We start from the raw sequence: 13,616 nt of genomic DNA, 5'->3' as shown, positions 1-13,616 counted from the left end.
GGAAAACGGCACTGTGACGGCCGGTAACGCGTCGGGGATCAACGACGCCGCCGCGGCTGTCGTGCTGATGGAACGCAGCGTGGCGGAGCAACGCGGCGCCACGCCGCTCGCGCGGCTCGTGGCGTACGCACACGCGGGCGTCGATCCGAAGTACATGGGCATTGGCCCGATTCCTGCCTCGCGCAAGGCTTTGGAGCGCGCGGGACTGAGCGTCGGCGACCTGGATGTGATCGAAGCCAACGAGGCGTTTGCGGCGCAGGCGTGCGCGGTGTCGAAGGAATTGAATTTCGACCCCGCCAAGGTCAACCCGAATGGTTCAGGCATTTCGCTTGGCCATCCGATCGGCGCGACCGGCGCGTTGATTACCGTGAAGGCGCTGTACGAGCTCCAGCGCGTGGGCGGACGCTACGCGCTGGTAACCATGTGCATTGGCGGCGGGCAGGGTATCGCGGCGATCTTCGAGCGCATTTGATCAAGCAGGCAAAGCATGGGACGTTATCGATGATTCAAATGAGAAGGGCGGCTTTTAGCGTTTGCACGCTCGCGCTGTCGTTGTTGGCGGGATGCAATTCCGCGATGCCGCCCGATGGTTCCAAAGTGGTGTCCGCCACTCGCGCGCATGGCACATCGGACGACGGCCTGCGCGCGCACGGCACGGATGACGCGATCGAAACCTTGGCGTTGCCACCCGCCAAACCGCTGACGCCGAACCCGGAATACGCCCACTTTCCGGTGTATATCGGCACCTTGGGTGGCAAGCAGATCGAGATGAAGATCGGCGCCAAGACCGACGAAGCGTCCGGCGTCCACGGCGAATACCGGTTTGCGGGAAGTCCGGCGGTCATTCTGGTCGCTGGCGACCGTGAAGGCGATACGCTCGAAATCGAGGAGTCGAACGACGGCACGCACATCACCGGAAACTGGGTCGGTAAATTTGCGGCCGATGGCAGCATCTCCGGCGAGCGCCTGAACGCCGACGATTCCAATCCTTTGCCGTTCGAGCTTCGTCCTGCAGTCGCAGGCGCCGAGTTGCCAAAATCACCTTCGCAAGCGGCGCCTTCACAAGCGGCACCTTCGCTCGAACCCGCGCCGCCTGCTGCGGTTCAGCCGCCTCCGAACGCGGTGGGTGGAACCAGTAACGTGACAATTGGCGAGTAGTTCGATCGCCCGCGAAGGCACCTCAAGCACCTCACGCGCCACTTATCCCAAGCCAAAAAATCAAGCAGGACACTTCATGACCGATTCCAGCAACCCCCCCGATACGCGCAGCTTGCAGACCCGCATCGTTCATCCGGAAGATCAGCTCACGCCCGGTTTCGATTCGTTTTCAGTGCCGGTCGCACGTGCTTCGACGGTTGTTTTTCCGGATCTCGCTACCATGCGTGCGGTCGTCTGGACTGACGACTCGCAATGGCGGTATGGCCTGCACGCCACGCCGACGTCGCTTGCGCTGGCCCAGCGGCTCGCCGTGATAGAAGGGGGCAAGCACGCGCTGTTGCAGCCGTCGGGGTTGTCGGCGATATCGAACGTGTATTTTGCATTTGTCAAAGCCGGCGATCACGTGCTGATCCCGGACAACGCTTACTCGCCCAATCGGGAACACGCCGACTGGCTGGCCGCCGATTTCGGGCTTGAAGTCACCTATTACGATCCGATGATCGGCGCGCAAATCGATGCGCTGATCAAGCCCAACACGAAGCTGATCTGGCTTGAAGCGCCCGGATCCGTGACGATGGAAGTGCAGGACGTGCCGGCTATTGCGGCCGTCGCGCGTGCGCGCCACGTGTTGACTGCCATCGACAATACGTATTCCGCCGGTCTCGCGTTCAAGCCGTTCGACCACGGTGTCGACATTTCGGTGCAGGCGCTTACCAAGTATCAGTCCGGTGGCAGCGACCTCCTGATGGGCGCGACCATCACCGCCGATAAAGCCGTGCACCTGGAATTGAAGCGCGCACGGATGCGGCAGGGGCTAGGGGTGTCGTCGGACGATTGCTCGCTGGTCCTGCGCAGTCTCCCGTCGATGAAAATCCGCTTCGAAGCGCACGACCGGAGCGCGTTATCGCTTGCTCGCTGGCTGAAGACGCGGCCCGAGATTGCGGCGGTGTTGCATCCCGCGTTGCCCGATTGCCCGGGTCATCAGTTCTTCGAACGCGACTTTACCGGTGCGGGTGGGCTGTTTTCAGTTGTCTTCGACGAGCGCTACAGCGCGACGCAAATCGATACGTTCGTGGAGGCGCTGGATAACTTCGCGATTGGCTGGAGTTGGGGCGGCGCGAACAGTCTCGCCATGCCCTACAGAATGAAGTCAATGCGCACGGCAGTAAAATGGCCGCACGAAGGGGTGCTGGTGCGCTTCTATATCGGTCTGGAGGACGAGGCGGATTTGCGCGCGGATCTTGAGCAGGCATTGGCGGGATTAACGGCAGGCTGATGTTCTTGGGCGGCTTCGCGTCGGCGCGTGTTCGCCACGTGAACGCGAACCCGCCGCCAGCGTCAAAACAACCGCAACACGCCATCCAGTCCCACGAAGTTCAACGCGAGCGACGCAGCCTCGCGCACCACCGGTTTCGCCCGGAACGCCACCGACAAGCCCGCCGCCGCCATCATCTTCAGGTCGTTCGAACCATCGCCCATCGCGATTGCCCGACTCGGATCGATACCGAGCTGCGCGCAGGTTTCGCGTAACGTGCGCGCTTTCACTTCGGCGTTGACGATCTCACCGACCACCTTGCCAGTCAGCTTGCCATCGACGATCTCGAGCGTGTTCGCGCGCGTGAAATCCAGTCCGAGACGCGCTTTCAGCTTCTCAGTAAAGAACGTGAAGCCTCCGGAAACCAGCAGCGTCTTCATGCCCGCCGCGCGAGCGCCGGCGAGCATCGTCTCGGCACCCGGCGACAAGCGCAGCCGTTCTTCATATACGCGGTCCAGCGCGCTTGCGTCGAGCCCTTTGAGCAACGCGACGCGACGCGTCAGGCTCTCGTTGAAATCCTTGATCTCGCCGCGCATCGACGCTTCCGTGATCGCCGCGACCTCGTTCTTCAGCCCGCAAAAATCGGCAATCTCGTCGATACATTCGATCGTGATCAGGGTCGAATCCATGTCCATCGCGACCAGGCCGAAGTCGGCGAGCCGCAGTGAGGGATCGATGAACGCGTAATCGAGGCGATGCGTGCCGCAATAGGCGTCGATATCGGCTCGCTGCAACGGTTCTGCATCCGTGAGACGCAACACGTGACCGGCTGCGTCGCGATCGATTCGTTTAGCGCGGGCGAGCGCCGTAAGCGGCTTGACATGCGAATCGGCGATCGGTTCGGGACTTTGGATGACGAGGTTCATGACGGGCGCACGAGTTCTGAAAATGGGCTGACGGTGCGACATTGTAATGGTCGCAGCCGATGGCGCCTGGCCCGCACGCCGTTATCATCGCTACACGAAAAAATCGATGGAGACTCGCATGACCCCGACCGACATCGCGCGGGCCTTCGACCTGCGCAAGCTCGACGCCTCGTTCTACGCCGATCCCTATCCGGTCTATGACGCGTTGCGAACGCATGAGCCGGTCAAGCAAATGGCCGATGGCTCGCTGTTCCTCACGCGATACCGCGACGTTCAGGCGGTGTATCGCGACCCAAAGACGTTTAGCTCCGACAAGACGGTGGAGTTCGGGGCGAAGTATGGCGCTGACACGCCGTTGTTCGCCCATCACACGACCAGCCTCGTTTTCAACGATCCGCCGCGCCACACGCGCGTGCGTAAATTGATTGCCGGGGCGCTGACAGCGCGCGCGATCGCCGCGATGGAGCCGGGGCTGGTGAATCTGGTCGACGGTTTGCTCGACCACGCAGAGGCGCGCGGCGAGATGGATTTGATCGATGATTTTGCGTCGGCGATTCCCGTGGAAGTCATTGGAAATTTGCTCGACGTGCCACATGACGAACGTGGGCCATTGCGTGAATGGTCGCTCGCGATCCTCGGCGCGCTCGAACCCACGCTTACGGACGAACAGGAAACACGCGGCAATCGCGCGGTGGGGGATTTTATCGATTACCTCGTGAAACTTGTCGCGCGGCGTCGAGCGCGTCCGGGCGATCCGCAGCACGACGTGCTCACGCGGCTGATCCAGGGTGAGGCGGCGGGGGACCGCCTGGACGAAGCCGAATTGCTGCACAACTGCATCTTCATTTTGAATGCGGGTCATGAGACGACAACCAACCTGATTGGCAATGGCGTCGTGTTGCTGGCTCAATGGCCGGGACACCGGGCGCGATTATCGGCCGATCCCGGGTTGATCGAGACAGCGATTGAGGAGTGTTTGCGTTTCGAGAGTTCAAACCAGCTTGGCAACCGGATTGCGACCACGGACACGCACATTGGCGAGGTGGCGGTGCAGCGTGGCACGCCGGTGACGCTTTGCATCGGTGCCGCGAATCGGGACGCTGAACAGTTTGAAGCACCCCATCTCTTCGATATTGCTCGTGAACCGAACCGGCATCTGGCGTTCGGATTCGGCATTCACCAGTGCGCGGGGTTGTCGCTGGCGCGACTGGAGGCGCGTATCGCGATCGGACGCCTTGTAGGGCGGTTCCCGGGGTATCGGCTGGCAGAAACACCGGTGCGGGCGGCGCGGGCACGGTTTCGCGGGTTTGTTAAGGCACCCGTGGTGGTGCGCTAGTCAGGAGCTCTAGCGCTTCACGCGCTGCGGATCGACATCCCAATAGGGCGGATCGCCAAAATGACCGATCAGGAAATCGATGAAGGCCGTGGTCTTTGGCGGGACGAACACGCGGCTTGGATACACCGCCCAGATTGCGACCGTTTCCGCTAGCGGATAGTTATCCAGCACAGATACGAGTTCGCCGCTATGCAGGAAGGGCGCCACACTCCATGTCGACTTCACGCCGATGCCAAAACCCGCGACGAGTGCATCGCGGATTACCTCGCCGTTGTCCGTGACCAGGCGGCCAGAGACGCGCACATCGACCACACCGGCCGGCGTGACGAATGCCCAGTTCCTCTGGTCCGACAGTACGACGCATTCGTGCTGTGCCAGATCGAGCGGATGTCGCGGAATGCCGAAGCGTTCGAGATAGGCGGGCGACGCGCAGAGTACGCGCCGGTTGGTCGCCAGTTTGCGGGCGACCAGTGTCGAGTCCGCAAGCGCGCCGAGGCGCACGGCGAGGTCGAGACCTTTATCGACGAGATCGACGACTTCATCGCTTAAGTGCAAGTCGAGACTGACTCCCGGATACCGCCGCAAGAACTCGGGAATGACGGCGGATACATGTTGGCGCCCGAGCGATGAAGGCATGCTTACGCGCAGACGTCCTTGCGGTTGCTCGAACGCATGTCCGACCGATGCGCGCGCGGCGTCCGCTGCGTCGAGCAGTTCGCGGGCGCGCTCGGCGAACACTTCGCCTTCCTGGGTAAGGCTGATCCGGCGCGTGGTGCGATGCAAAAGGCGCGCGCCGAGCTGGCGTTCGAGTTGTGCAAGCCGAGCGCTTGCGACGGCTGCGGACAGACCGAATTCCCGTCCCGCCGCCGATAAATTCGACAACGCCGCCGCCCGCACGAAGAGGGCGACATCGAGCAAATCAAGTCGGGCGTTCGAAGCGCGCGAGCCAGGGTCGGTCATTATCTGTTTCTTCAAAAGAATGTTTCTGTGATTATGACGGTCTTACGGGAAGCCGCACGTCGCTACCATTGGGGCCATGCATTAGCATCGCCCGATCATTTCCCGAATCTTTTGGAGCCGACCATGAAAGCCATCGCCCTGACGCGTTACCTGCCCATTTCCGATCCGGATTCCCTGATGGACATCGAGATCGACAAACCGGTGCCGGCCGGACACGATTTGCTCGTGAAAATAGAAGCGATCGCGGTGAATCCGGTCGACACCAAAGTGCGCGCGCCCAAGGACAAGGTCGAAACGACGCCCCGCGTGCTTGGCTGGGACGCGGCGGGTGTAGTGGAAGCCGTTGGCCCGGACGTGACCTTGTTTAGCCCTGGCGATCACGTTTTCTATGCGGGCAGCATCACGCGGCCCGGGACCAACAGCGAGTTTCATCTGGTCGACGAACGAATCGTCGGGGTGAAGCCCAAGACCCTTGATTTCTCGAACGCTGCCGCGTTGCCGCTGACGTCGATCACCGCCTGGGAAGCGCTGTTCGACCGGCTGGGCGTATCGGTTGAGGGCCGCGACGAAGGCAAGTCGGTACTGATCGTGGGCGGCGCGGGCGGTGTCGGTTCCATCGGTATCCAGCTCGCCAAGAAGGTGGCCAGGCTCAAGGTGATCGCAACGGCGTCGCGGCCGGAATCGGCGAAGTGGGCGACCGAGCTGGGCGCGGATCATATCGTCGACCATTTCGGCGATGTCCCCGCACAGTTGAAGGCGGCGGGTTTTGACACCGTTGACTATGTGCTGATCTTCAACGATACCGATAAACATTTCCCCGCCGCTGCTGAAGTCATTGCGCCGCAGGGCACGATCTGCTCGATCGTGGAAAACGCAGAACCCCTCCCGGTCGAATTACTGAAAGCGAAAAGTGCCGGCTTTCATTGGGAATTCATGTTCACGCGGTCCATGTTCGGCACGCCGGACATGATTGAACAACACAAGTTGCTGACTGAGATCGCACGCCTGGTGGACGATGGCGTCATCAGGACGACACTCGGCCGCGATCTCGGTAAGATCGATGCCATCAACCTGCGTGAGGCGCACAGGCTGCTGGAAGAAGGCCGCTCGATCGGCAAGCTCGTCATGACGGGATTTTGACGAGACGTGATGGCGTGAAGATCGATTGCGGCCATGCGCCACGGGTTTCCCATGAGCAACCCGCGGCGCCACTCAGGCTAGACTGAATATCCGTGAGCGGGTTCGAGCCGCTCCGGCACGGCCTGCCTTCCCGTGTGATGGTTGCAAGCATGGCTGCAAACGGAGGTGCCATTGCATGATCGATCAATCTGGTCTTGTTCGTCGGGTACGCAGGAAGGGGAACCGCGCGCCGCGTTTGTTCGCGATGGTGGCGCTGGTTGCATGGGTTGCAACAGCGTCGGTCCATGCAACGCCCGGTATCAAGGAACTGTCGGAAGTGGCCTATGACGGTCCGATCAAATACACGGTCAAGATGACCTCGAAGACATGGGGTAGCGCGCAGGAAACGCGTACGATCCGCTCGGGTCAAACTGACGACTTCACCTGGCAAAGCACGCCCGCTGGAGGCGCGCAGAACGTGCCGGATGCATGCCCGAACGTGGAGTCCATTCGTAACGCCAGCGGCACGACCGTGCGCCAGGTGAAGATTCGCTTTGCCGCCGTCGTCGCGAGTCGCGGCGACGCCGATATCCAGTTGAGTTTCCAGGCGCACACGCCGCACGGTGCAACGTCGGTGACGGTTGACGGCAAGAAGCTTCAATGTCCTGTCGATAACGCCTTCAGTCAGATGATCCATTTCACGATGCCTACCGGCGGCACGGCCAAAACCGTGACGCTCAGCGACGGCACTCAACTCGTGGTCAGCGCCAGCCGCAAGTAAGCCTTTAAGAACAACGCTTACTCTGTGGCACGTTTCCTGCGGCCCGACGATCAGGACGCGCCGCTGCGGCGCGTCGATCCAACGGGTTGCAGCGAGGAAGGCCATGGCGCACATGATCTGGAAAGGCGCGATCAGCTTCGGGCTGGTCCATGTCCCCGTGCAGCTTTATCCGGCGACGCAATCGGAGAGCGTCGGGTTCAACCTGCTCGACAAGCGCTCGATGGATCCCATCGGCTACAAGCAGATCAACAAGAAAACCGGCAAAGAGGTCACGCGCGAAAATATCGTGCGCGGTTTTGAATACGAGAAGGGCAAGTACGTCGTGATGAGCGACGCGGAAATCCGCGCCGCCAATCCTGAATCGACGCAAACGGTCAATATTCTCACCTTCGTCGAAGCGCCCGACATCTCGTTTCTCTCTCTCGATACACCGTACTATCTCGCGCCCGATCGTAAAGGCGAGAAGGTGTATGCGCTATTGCGCGACGCGCTCAAGGCATCGGGAAAAGTCGGGATCGCAAGCGTCGTGCTGCACAACAAGCAGCACCTCGCCGCGCTGATCCCGGTCGGTCCGGCGCTCGCGCTGAACACGTTGCGCTGGGCCGACGAAGTACGGGATTTCGACGCGTTCAAATTTCCTGCCGAAGATCCGAAGAAAGCCGGGGTATCGGCGAAGGAACTGGACATGGCGCAGCGCCTGATCGACGACATGAGCGGCGCCTGGAACCCACAGGATTATCACGACACCTTCCGTGACGACATCATGGCGCTGGTCGATAAGAAAGTGCGGGAAGGCAAGACTGCGGAAGTCTCGGACGTGGAGGACGCGGGGACGCGCAAGGCATCGGCGGAGATTATCGATCTCTCTGAATTGCTCAAGCGCAGTTTGAAGGAGGGCAAGCCCGCAAGACGCGCCACGGCGAGCGATGACGCTTCGCACGCCGCTGGGGAAGAACGGGCTGCAAAGCCCGCTCGCAAGACGACACGCAGGAAGCGCGCGTGACTTGTTAGCGGTCCTTTGCGTCGGCACCTTGAGTTGAACCCCTTGCCTTGATCCGAGGCGGCCGCGCATCAGAGAGGAGGCGATTCGTCGATGGCCGACAAACTCGACACTTACCAGCGCATGCGGCGTTTCACTCAGACGCCGGAGCCGTCTGGACAACAAGCGGCGAAGCGCCGGGCGAAGAAGGCCGGAGCGGCCGCGCTGTCATTCGTCATCCAGGAACACGACGCGCGTCGCCTGCACTATGACTTCCGTCTCGAACTGGATGGCACGCTGAAGTCATGGGCTGTGCCAAAAGGGCCGAGCCTGGATCCATCGGTGAAGCGGTTGGCCGTGCATGTCGAAGATCATCCGATCGATTATGGCTCGTTCGAAGGCGATATCCCCGAAGGGAACTACGGCGCGGGTAGCGTGATCGTGTGGGATCGGGGGACGTGGGAACCGCAGGCAGGAACGCTCGACGACGCTCGCGAAACCTACGCGAAGGGCAAGCTCAAGTTCGTACTGCATGGCGAAAAATTGCGAGGCGGCTGGACCCTTGTGCGCAGCAACATGCGCGGCAGCGGCGACAAGGAGCAGTGGCTTCTGATCAAGGAGCGCGACGACGAAGCGCGCAACGAAGCCGAGTACGACGTACTGCTAAAGGAGCCGGGCAGTGTGATGAGCGATTCGCTCGGGGCACGCGACAAGAACGGTGCAGTACGCGAGCCGGGTACGCGCAAGGCTGCGCCCAAATCGACAAGATCGGCCAAGCCCGCACCGCCGGTGAAGCGGCTTGCGGAGAAGGACCAGGGCAAGATCCCGGAGCGGCCGCGGCCGGACATCGTGGTCGCTCGCAACGCCGAATCCCTGCGCGTACTGGCGGACCATCCGGCCATTCAGCACGCGGTGCGTGCGAAGCTGCCGGCGGCGCTGAAACCGCAACTCGCGACGTTAGTGGATGCCGCGCCGTCGAGCGATGAGTGGTCCTATGAAATAAAGTTCGATGGTTATCGAGTGCTGGTTCGCATCGACCGGAACGCGAAAGGCGCGCCGACGCGGTTTTTTACCCGCAACGGTCACGACTGGACCGATAAGTTTCCCGACCAAGTAAAGGCCCTGAACGATCTCGCCGTGGAAACCGCATGGCTCGATGGCGAAGCGGTCGTGCTTGACGACAGGGGCTTGCCGAACTTCCAGAAGCTGCAAAACGCCTTCGATGCCAACCGTCCGGAAGACATTTCGGTCTACTTTTTCGATATCCCTTACTTGAACGGCTATGACCTGCGCGATGTGCCGCTGGTGCAGCGCCGCGCAATCCTGAAAGCGCTGCTTGAGCCGCTCGATGAAGACGCGCTGCGCTTTTCCGATGACTTTGACTTCAGGGCGGGCGATCTGCTGAAAAGCGCGTGTGATATGGCGCTCGAAGGAATTATCGGCAAGCGTCGCGATAGTCGTTACTCGTCCGGACGCAGCAGTTCTTGGATCAAGTTGAAGTGCCGGCGTCGGCAGGAGTTTGTGATTGGCGGGTACTCGGAGCCGTCGGGGAGTCGAGGCGAGTTCGGCGCGCTGTTGCTGGGCGTCTACGACACGGGCGGTAAGCTGCAATACGCGGGTCGCGTGGGGACCGGCTTTGACGCATCCACCCTGCGCCACGTGAAGAAGGAACTGGATACGCGCGAGGTCAAGACGATGCCGTTCGCTGCAGCGCCCAAGGAGCGCAGCCGAACCGCGGTTCACTGGGTCAAGCCGGAGCTCGTTGCGGAGTGCAATTTCAGCGAATGGACATCGGAGCAAATCGTGCGACAAGCATCGTTTGTCAGTTTGAGAGTCGATAAACCGGCGCGGCAGATTGTTCGTGAGGAGCCGAAGCCGACGAGCAAGGTGGTGTCGAAGGGCGATCAAACGAAGGGAGGGACGACGAAGATGAAGACTGCCGGTGTCGAAGTCGCGGGCGTCAAGATCAGTCATCCGGATCGCGTGATCGATCCATCCACGGGTGTTCGCAAGCTCGATATTGTGTCGTACTACGAAGCTGTAGCGCCGTGGATACTGCCGCATTTGCAAGACAGGCCGGTGTCTCTCGTGCGGGCGCCCGGGGATATCGGCGGGGAGCTGTTCTTTCAGAAGCACAGCCAGAAGCTGACGATTCCGAACGTGACGCAACATCCCGGCATCGATCCGGGGCATCCCGCGCTCATCACGATCGAGAACGCTGGCGCGCTGGTTGGCGCAGCGCAAATGGGCACGATAGAAATGCACACGTGGAACGCGCTTGCGTCAAAGCTCGAGAAGCCCGACCGCATGGTATTCGACCTCGATCCCGGCGAGGGTGTTGGCTGGAGTCGCATGATCGAAGCGGCAGGCGTTACGCGCGATTTGCTGGACGAACTCGGCCTGAAATCGGTATGCAAGACCAGCGGCGGCAAAGGTCTCCATGTCGTTGTCCCGCTCACGCCACAAGCCGGCTGGGACGAGGTCAAGGCGTTTTCGCAAGCGATCGCACAGCACATGGCAAGCACGCTGCCCAAGTACTTCTCCGCGAAAATGGGCAAACAGAACCGGCGGGACAAGATCTTTATCGACTATCTGCGCAATGGCCGCGGCGCGAGCACGGTCGCCGCGTTCTCGCTGCGGGCGCGCCCCGGCATGGGCGTATCGGTGCCGATCGGCTGGGACGAGCTCGACGCCACCACGAGCGGCGATCAGTGGAACATCGGCAACCTGCCCGAGCGGCTCGATACGCTCAAAGCCGATCCATGGGCCGGCTACGCCAAGATCCGGCAACGCATCACCGCTGCGATGAAAAAACGCCTCGATATGGCTGGCTAGCGATATTGGTGGCCAAGGGGTGAGGGCGCCTCTTTTCGCTGGTCGCCGGTATCCGTCTGGCGACGCTCTTATTTTTTCTTCGGCCTTGGTCTTTCCACAAGCTTTGCCGCCATGAACCTGTGCTCCGGCGAAAACAGTCGCCGGTACGTCAGCAACACGGCGCCTACCGTTCCCAGTCCCGAGGCGGCCGCGATGAAAAACATGATCACGATCTGATATCGAACCGCCTGTAAAGGCGATTGGCCCGCCAGCACCTGTCCTGTCATCATGCCTGGCAGACTCACCAATCCGACCACCGTCATCTGGTTCAACGTCGGGATCATCCCGGCTCGAACCGCTGCGCGCGCCGGTCCCTGCGCCGCTTCCCATCGGGTCGCACCGAGCGCCAGCGACATGTCCACTACGCCTTGTCGCGATGTCAATTCTTCGGTCATCCGTTCAATTCCCAACGACACCCCGGTCAAGGTATTCCCCAGGATCATGCCAAGGATCGGTATCGCGTATTGCGGCTCGTACCACGGGTGAATGCGGATCACGACGAACAATCCCACGGCTGCAACCAGCCACGAACTCACCCATATGGATGCGATGCTGTCCATCCGTTGACCGGCATACGTGCGCCGTCCCCGATCCGATGCCGCAATGCCAGCTATCAACGTCATCAGCACCATCAACGGCAACACGACATACCAGCGCGCAAACTGGAACACCCAGCCAAGCACATAGCCGATCGCCAGCAATTGCACGACGGTGCGCACCGCGGCAATCGCAAGCTTGCGCTCCAGATCGAGCTTCAACGCCACCGATAACGCGCCGTTCACCACGATCAGCGCCGCCGCGATGGCGATATCGATCAAACTCAGGCTCTGATAGCCGGTCATGTCAGTACGCCTGCCGTCATCACCATCTGGCGTTCGCCCACGCGCTTGGCCTGTGCCGGATCGTGCGACACCCAGATGCTCGCCCGCTCGGCGCGGCCTTTGTCGAACCACGCGTTCACCAGTGCTTCTATCTGAAGTGCCGAATCGGGATCGAGCGATGCAGTCGGTTCGTCCAGGAGAAGGACATCGGGCTCGACTTGCAACACACGAATCAGTGCCGCCACCTGCGCTTCTCCCCCCGACAGGTCGCTCGCGGACTTATCGAGAAAATCGGCCCCACGGCCCGCATGGTTCGCCAGCTGCACGGCGCGGCCGCGATCGAACCTGACATCGCGATAGGCCTTCAGCGAAAACGGATAGCGCAAATTGTCTTCGACACTTCCGTCGAGCATGGCGGGACGCTGCGCGATGTAAGCCACGCGCCGCCGATACGCGGGAATCTCCGCAGGCGTGACGGGCCGGCCGCGCCATTGGATCGCCCCGTCATCGAACGGATCGAGCAGCGCGAGGACGCGCAAGAACACGCTCTTGCCCGAACCGGACGGCCCTGTGATAACGGTGCGCTGACCCCCCGACAATGCAAACGTGGTGGCATGCAGCAAGACCTTGTGGCGCCCGGCGTCGTAGCGGGTTAATCCTGTAGCGCGGAGCAGGGGCGTGTCCGTTGTTGTGGGCATTGCGCGCGGTTGGCTCATCGACGTTTTCGAAGCGCAATCATAAATCAGCCCCGCTTCATCAGCCGCGTTTCACGACGCGTGCGAGCCCGGTCCGTTGTGGGCACGGCACGTGCTGCCCAAGACAATCACGAAAAATGGAAGGAGCCACCATGGCGGTTGGCCGGAAAATCGGAAAGATCGTCGCGTGGTTCGTTGCTGCTCTGGTTGTACTGAGCGCGATACTCGTGATCGTCTTTTTGACATTCGACTGGAATCGGGCGCGCCCCTGGGTCGACGATAAAGTGTCGCAAGCCATCGGCCGGCAGTTCGAGATCACCGGCGACCTGAAGCTCGGCTGGCAGCGGCCACCGGGTGAAACCGGCTGGCGCCGCTGGGTGCCGTGGCCGCGCTTTTCCGCGCAAAATATCAAGGTGGCGAACCCGGACTGGACCCAGCAAAAGTCTTTCGCCACGCTCGACGAAATCGATTTCCAGGTCGCACTCCTGCCGCTGCTCGCGCATGACATCGTTATTCCGACCATTAATCTCATCAATCCATCAGTCGATCTGGAACGGCTCAAGGACAACCGCAATAACTGGACACTCAAGTTCAAGCACTCTACCGAACCGTCCGCGTGGAACCTGCACTTGCACGACATCGCGCTGGATCGAGGCACGATCGCGTATGCGGACCAGGTCACGAAAGCCGACATGCAGGTGGTCGTCAACAC

General features: G+C 61.3%; 12 protein-coding genes and 1 pseudogene. 9 read left to right on the top strand and 4 right to left on the bottom strand.

The window, feature by feature from the left end; genetic code table 11:
- From WCA53_RS26055 to WCA53_RS26045, 3 genes and pseudogenes are all read left to right on the top strand, one after another.
- A pseudogene (locus tag WCA53_RS26055) lies at positions 1-472 on the top strand (acetyl-CoA C-acyltransferase); the annotation flags it as partial.
- 29 nt (positions 473-501) lie between these two features.
- Positions 502-1,158 carry a hypothetical protein gene (locus WCA53_RS26050; RefSeq protein WP_423917256.1) on the top strand — a complete coding sequence of 219 codons (657 nt, stop codon included), beginning with the start codon at positions 502-504 and terminating at the stop codon, positions 1,156-1,158.
- A 76-nt stretch (positions 1,159-1,234) separates the two neighbouring features.
- The gene (locus WCA53_RS26045; protein WP_423917253.1) at positions 1,235-2,434 is read left to right on the top strand and encodes a cystathionine beta-lyase; all 1,200 of its coding nucleotides are present in this window, start codon (positions 1,235-1,237) and stop codon (positions 2,432-2,434) included.
- 62 nt (positions 2,435-2,496) lie between these two features.
- On the opposite strand, the gene serB is transcribed toward WCA53_RS26045, so the two are convergent.
- On the bottom strand, positions 2,497-3,339 hold the full coding sequence (gene serB, locus WCA53_RS26040; protein ID WP_423917250.1) for a phosphoserine phosphatase SerB: 843 nt from the start codon (positions 3,337-3,339) through the stop codon (positions 2,497-2,499).
- A 118-nt stretch (positions 3,340-3,457) separates the two neighbouring features.
- Between serB and WCA53_RS26035 the strand changes: the two genes are divergently transcribed.
- The gene (locus WCA53_RS26035) at positions 3,458-4,675 is read left to right on the top strand and encodes a cytochrome P450 (protein WP_423917247.1); all 1,218 of its coding nucleotides are present in this window, start codon (positions 3,458-3,460) and stop codon (positions 4,673-4,675) included.
- Between the two features lie 9 nt (positions 4,676-4,684).
- Here WCA53_RS26035 and WCA53_RS26030 read toward each other — a convergent pair whose 3' ends face one another.
- On the bottom strand, positions 4,685-5,635 hold the full coding sequence (locus WCA53_RS26030; RefSeq protein WP_423917244.1) for a LysR family transcriptional regulator: 951 nt from the start codon (positions 5,633-5,635) through the stop codon (positions 4,685-4,687).
- A 123-nt stretch (positions 5,636-5,758) separates the two neighbouring features.
- Here WCA53_RS26030 and WCA53_RS26025 point away from each other — a divergent pair, with 123 nt between their 5' ends.
- The 4 genes from WCA53_RS26025 to ligD all read left to right on the top strand — a co-directional run bounded on the left by WCA53_RS26025 (position 5,759) and on the right by ligD (position 11,349).
- Complete coding sequence (locus WCA53_RS26025) at positions 5,759-6,775, top strand: zinc-binding alcohol dehydrogenase family protein (protein WP_423917241.1); 1,017 nt, start codon at positions 5,759-5,761, stop codon at positions 6,773-6,775.
- Positions 6,776-6,950: 175 nt separating this feature from the next.
- The gene (locus WCA53_RS26020; protein WP_423917236.1) at positions 6,951-7,535 is read left to right on the top strand and encodes a DUF6013 family protein; all 585 of its coding nucleotides are present in this window, start codon (positions 6,951-6,953) and stop codon (positions 7,533-7,535) included.
- A 103-nt stretch (positions 7,536-7,638) separates the two neighbouring features.
- On the top strand, positions 7,639-8,538 hold the full coding sequence (locus WCA53_RS26015) for a Ku protein (protein ID WP_423917231.1): 900 nt from the start codon (positions 7,639-7,641) through the stop codon (positions 8,536-8,538).
- A 90-nt stretch (positions 8,539-8,628) separates the two neighbouring features.
- Positions 8,629-11,349 (top strand): DNA ligase D, encoded by a 2,721-nt coding sequence (ligD, locus tag WCA53_RS26010; RefSeq protein WP_423917228.1) that lies wholly within the window; start codon positions 8,629-8,631, stop codon positions 11,347-11,349.
- A gap of 68 nt (positions 11,350-11,417) precedes the next feature.
- Here ligD and WCA53_RS26005 read toward each other — a convergent pair whose 3' ends face one another.
- The gene (locus tag WCA53_RS26005; RefSeq protein ID WP_423917225.1) at positions 11,418-12,230 is read right to left on the bottom strand and encodes an ABC transporter permease; all 813 of its coding nucleotides are present in this window, start codon (positions 12,228-12,230) and stop codon (positions 11,418-11,420) included.
- A complete protein-coding gene (locus WCA53_RS26000; RefSeq protein WP_423917222.1) occupies positions 12,227-12,925 on the bottom strand; it encodes an ABC transporter ATP-binding protein in 699 nt (232 codons plus the stop codon). Before WCA53_RS26000 ends, WCA53_RS26005 begins: the two co-directional genes overlap by 4 nt.
- A gap of 131 nt (positions 12,926-13,056) precedes the next feature.
- Here WCA53_RS26000 and WCA53_RS25995 point away from each other — a divergent pair.
- The coding region (locus tag WCA53_RS25995; RefSeq protein ID WP_423917218.1) for an AsmA family protein at positions 13,057-13,616 on the top strand (560 nt) is incomplete at its 3' end.

The sequence above is a fragment of the Caballeronia sp. genome, from assembly GCF_049581465.1.
In the GTDB taxonomy this organism is placed as follows: Bacteria; Pseudomonadota; Gammaproteobacteria; order Burkholderiales; family Burkholderiaceae; genus Caballeronia.
The sequence above is the reverse complement of the archived record's forward strand: the minus strand, read 5'-3'. Positions and strand labels throughout refer to the sequence as shown.

Bases quoted from the DNA above. Each gene is read 5' to 3' on its own strand.
- WCA53_RS26045 (WP_423917253.1), top strand. From the start codon at position 1,235: ATGACCGATTCCAGCAACCCCCCCGATACGCGCAGCTTGCAGACCCGC.
- ligD (WP_423917228.1), top strand. From the start codon at position 8,629: ATGGCCGACAAACTCGACACTTACCAGCGCATGCGGCGTTTCACTCAG.
- WCA53_RS26000 (WP_423917222.1), bottom strand. From the start codon at position 12,925: ATGAGCCAACCGCGCGCAATGCCCACAACAACGGACACGCCCCTGCTC.
- serB (WP_423917250.1), bottom strand. From the start codon at position 3,339: ATGAACCTCGTCATCCAAAGTCCCGAACCGATCGCCGATTCGCATGTC.
- WCA53_RS26020 (WP_423917236.1), top strand. From the start codon at position 6,951: ATGATCGATCAATCTGGTCTTGTTCGTCGGGTACGCAGGAAGGGGAAC.
- WCA53_RS26030 (WP_423917244.1), bottom strand. From the start codon at position 5,635: ATGACCGACCCTGGCTCGCGCGCTTCGAACGCCCGACTTGATTTGCTC.
- WCA53_RS26025 (WP_423917241.1), top strand. From the start codon at position 5,759: ATGAAAGCCATCGCCCTGACGCGTTACCTGCCCATTTCCGATCCGGAT.
- WCA53_RS26005 (WP_423917225.1), bottom strand. From the start codon at position 12,230: ATGACCGGCTATCAGAGCCTGAGTTTGATCGATATCGCCATCGCGGCG.
- WCA53_RS26035 (WP_423917247.1), top strand. From the start codon at position 3,458: ATGACCCCGACCGACATCGCGCGGGCCTTCGACCTGCGCAAGCTCGAC.
- WCA53_RS26050 (WP_423917256.1), top strand. From the start codon at position 502: ATGATTCAAATGAGAAGGGCGGCTTTTAGCGTTTGCACGCTCGCGCTG.
- WCA53_RS26015 (WP_423917231.1), top strand. From the start codon at position 7,639: ATGGCGCACATGATCTGGAAAGGCGCGATCAGCTTCGGGCTGGTCCAT.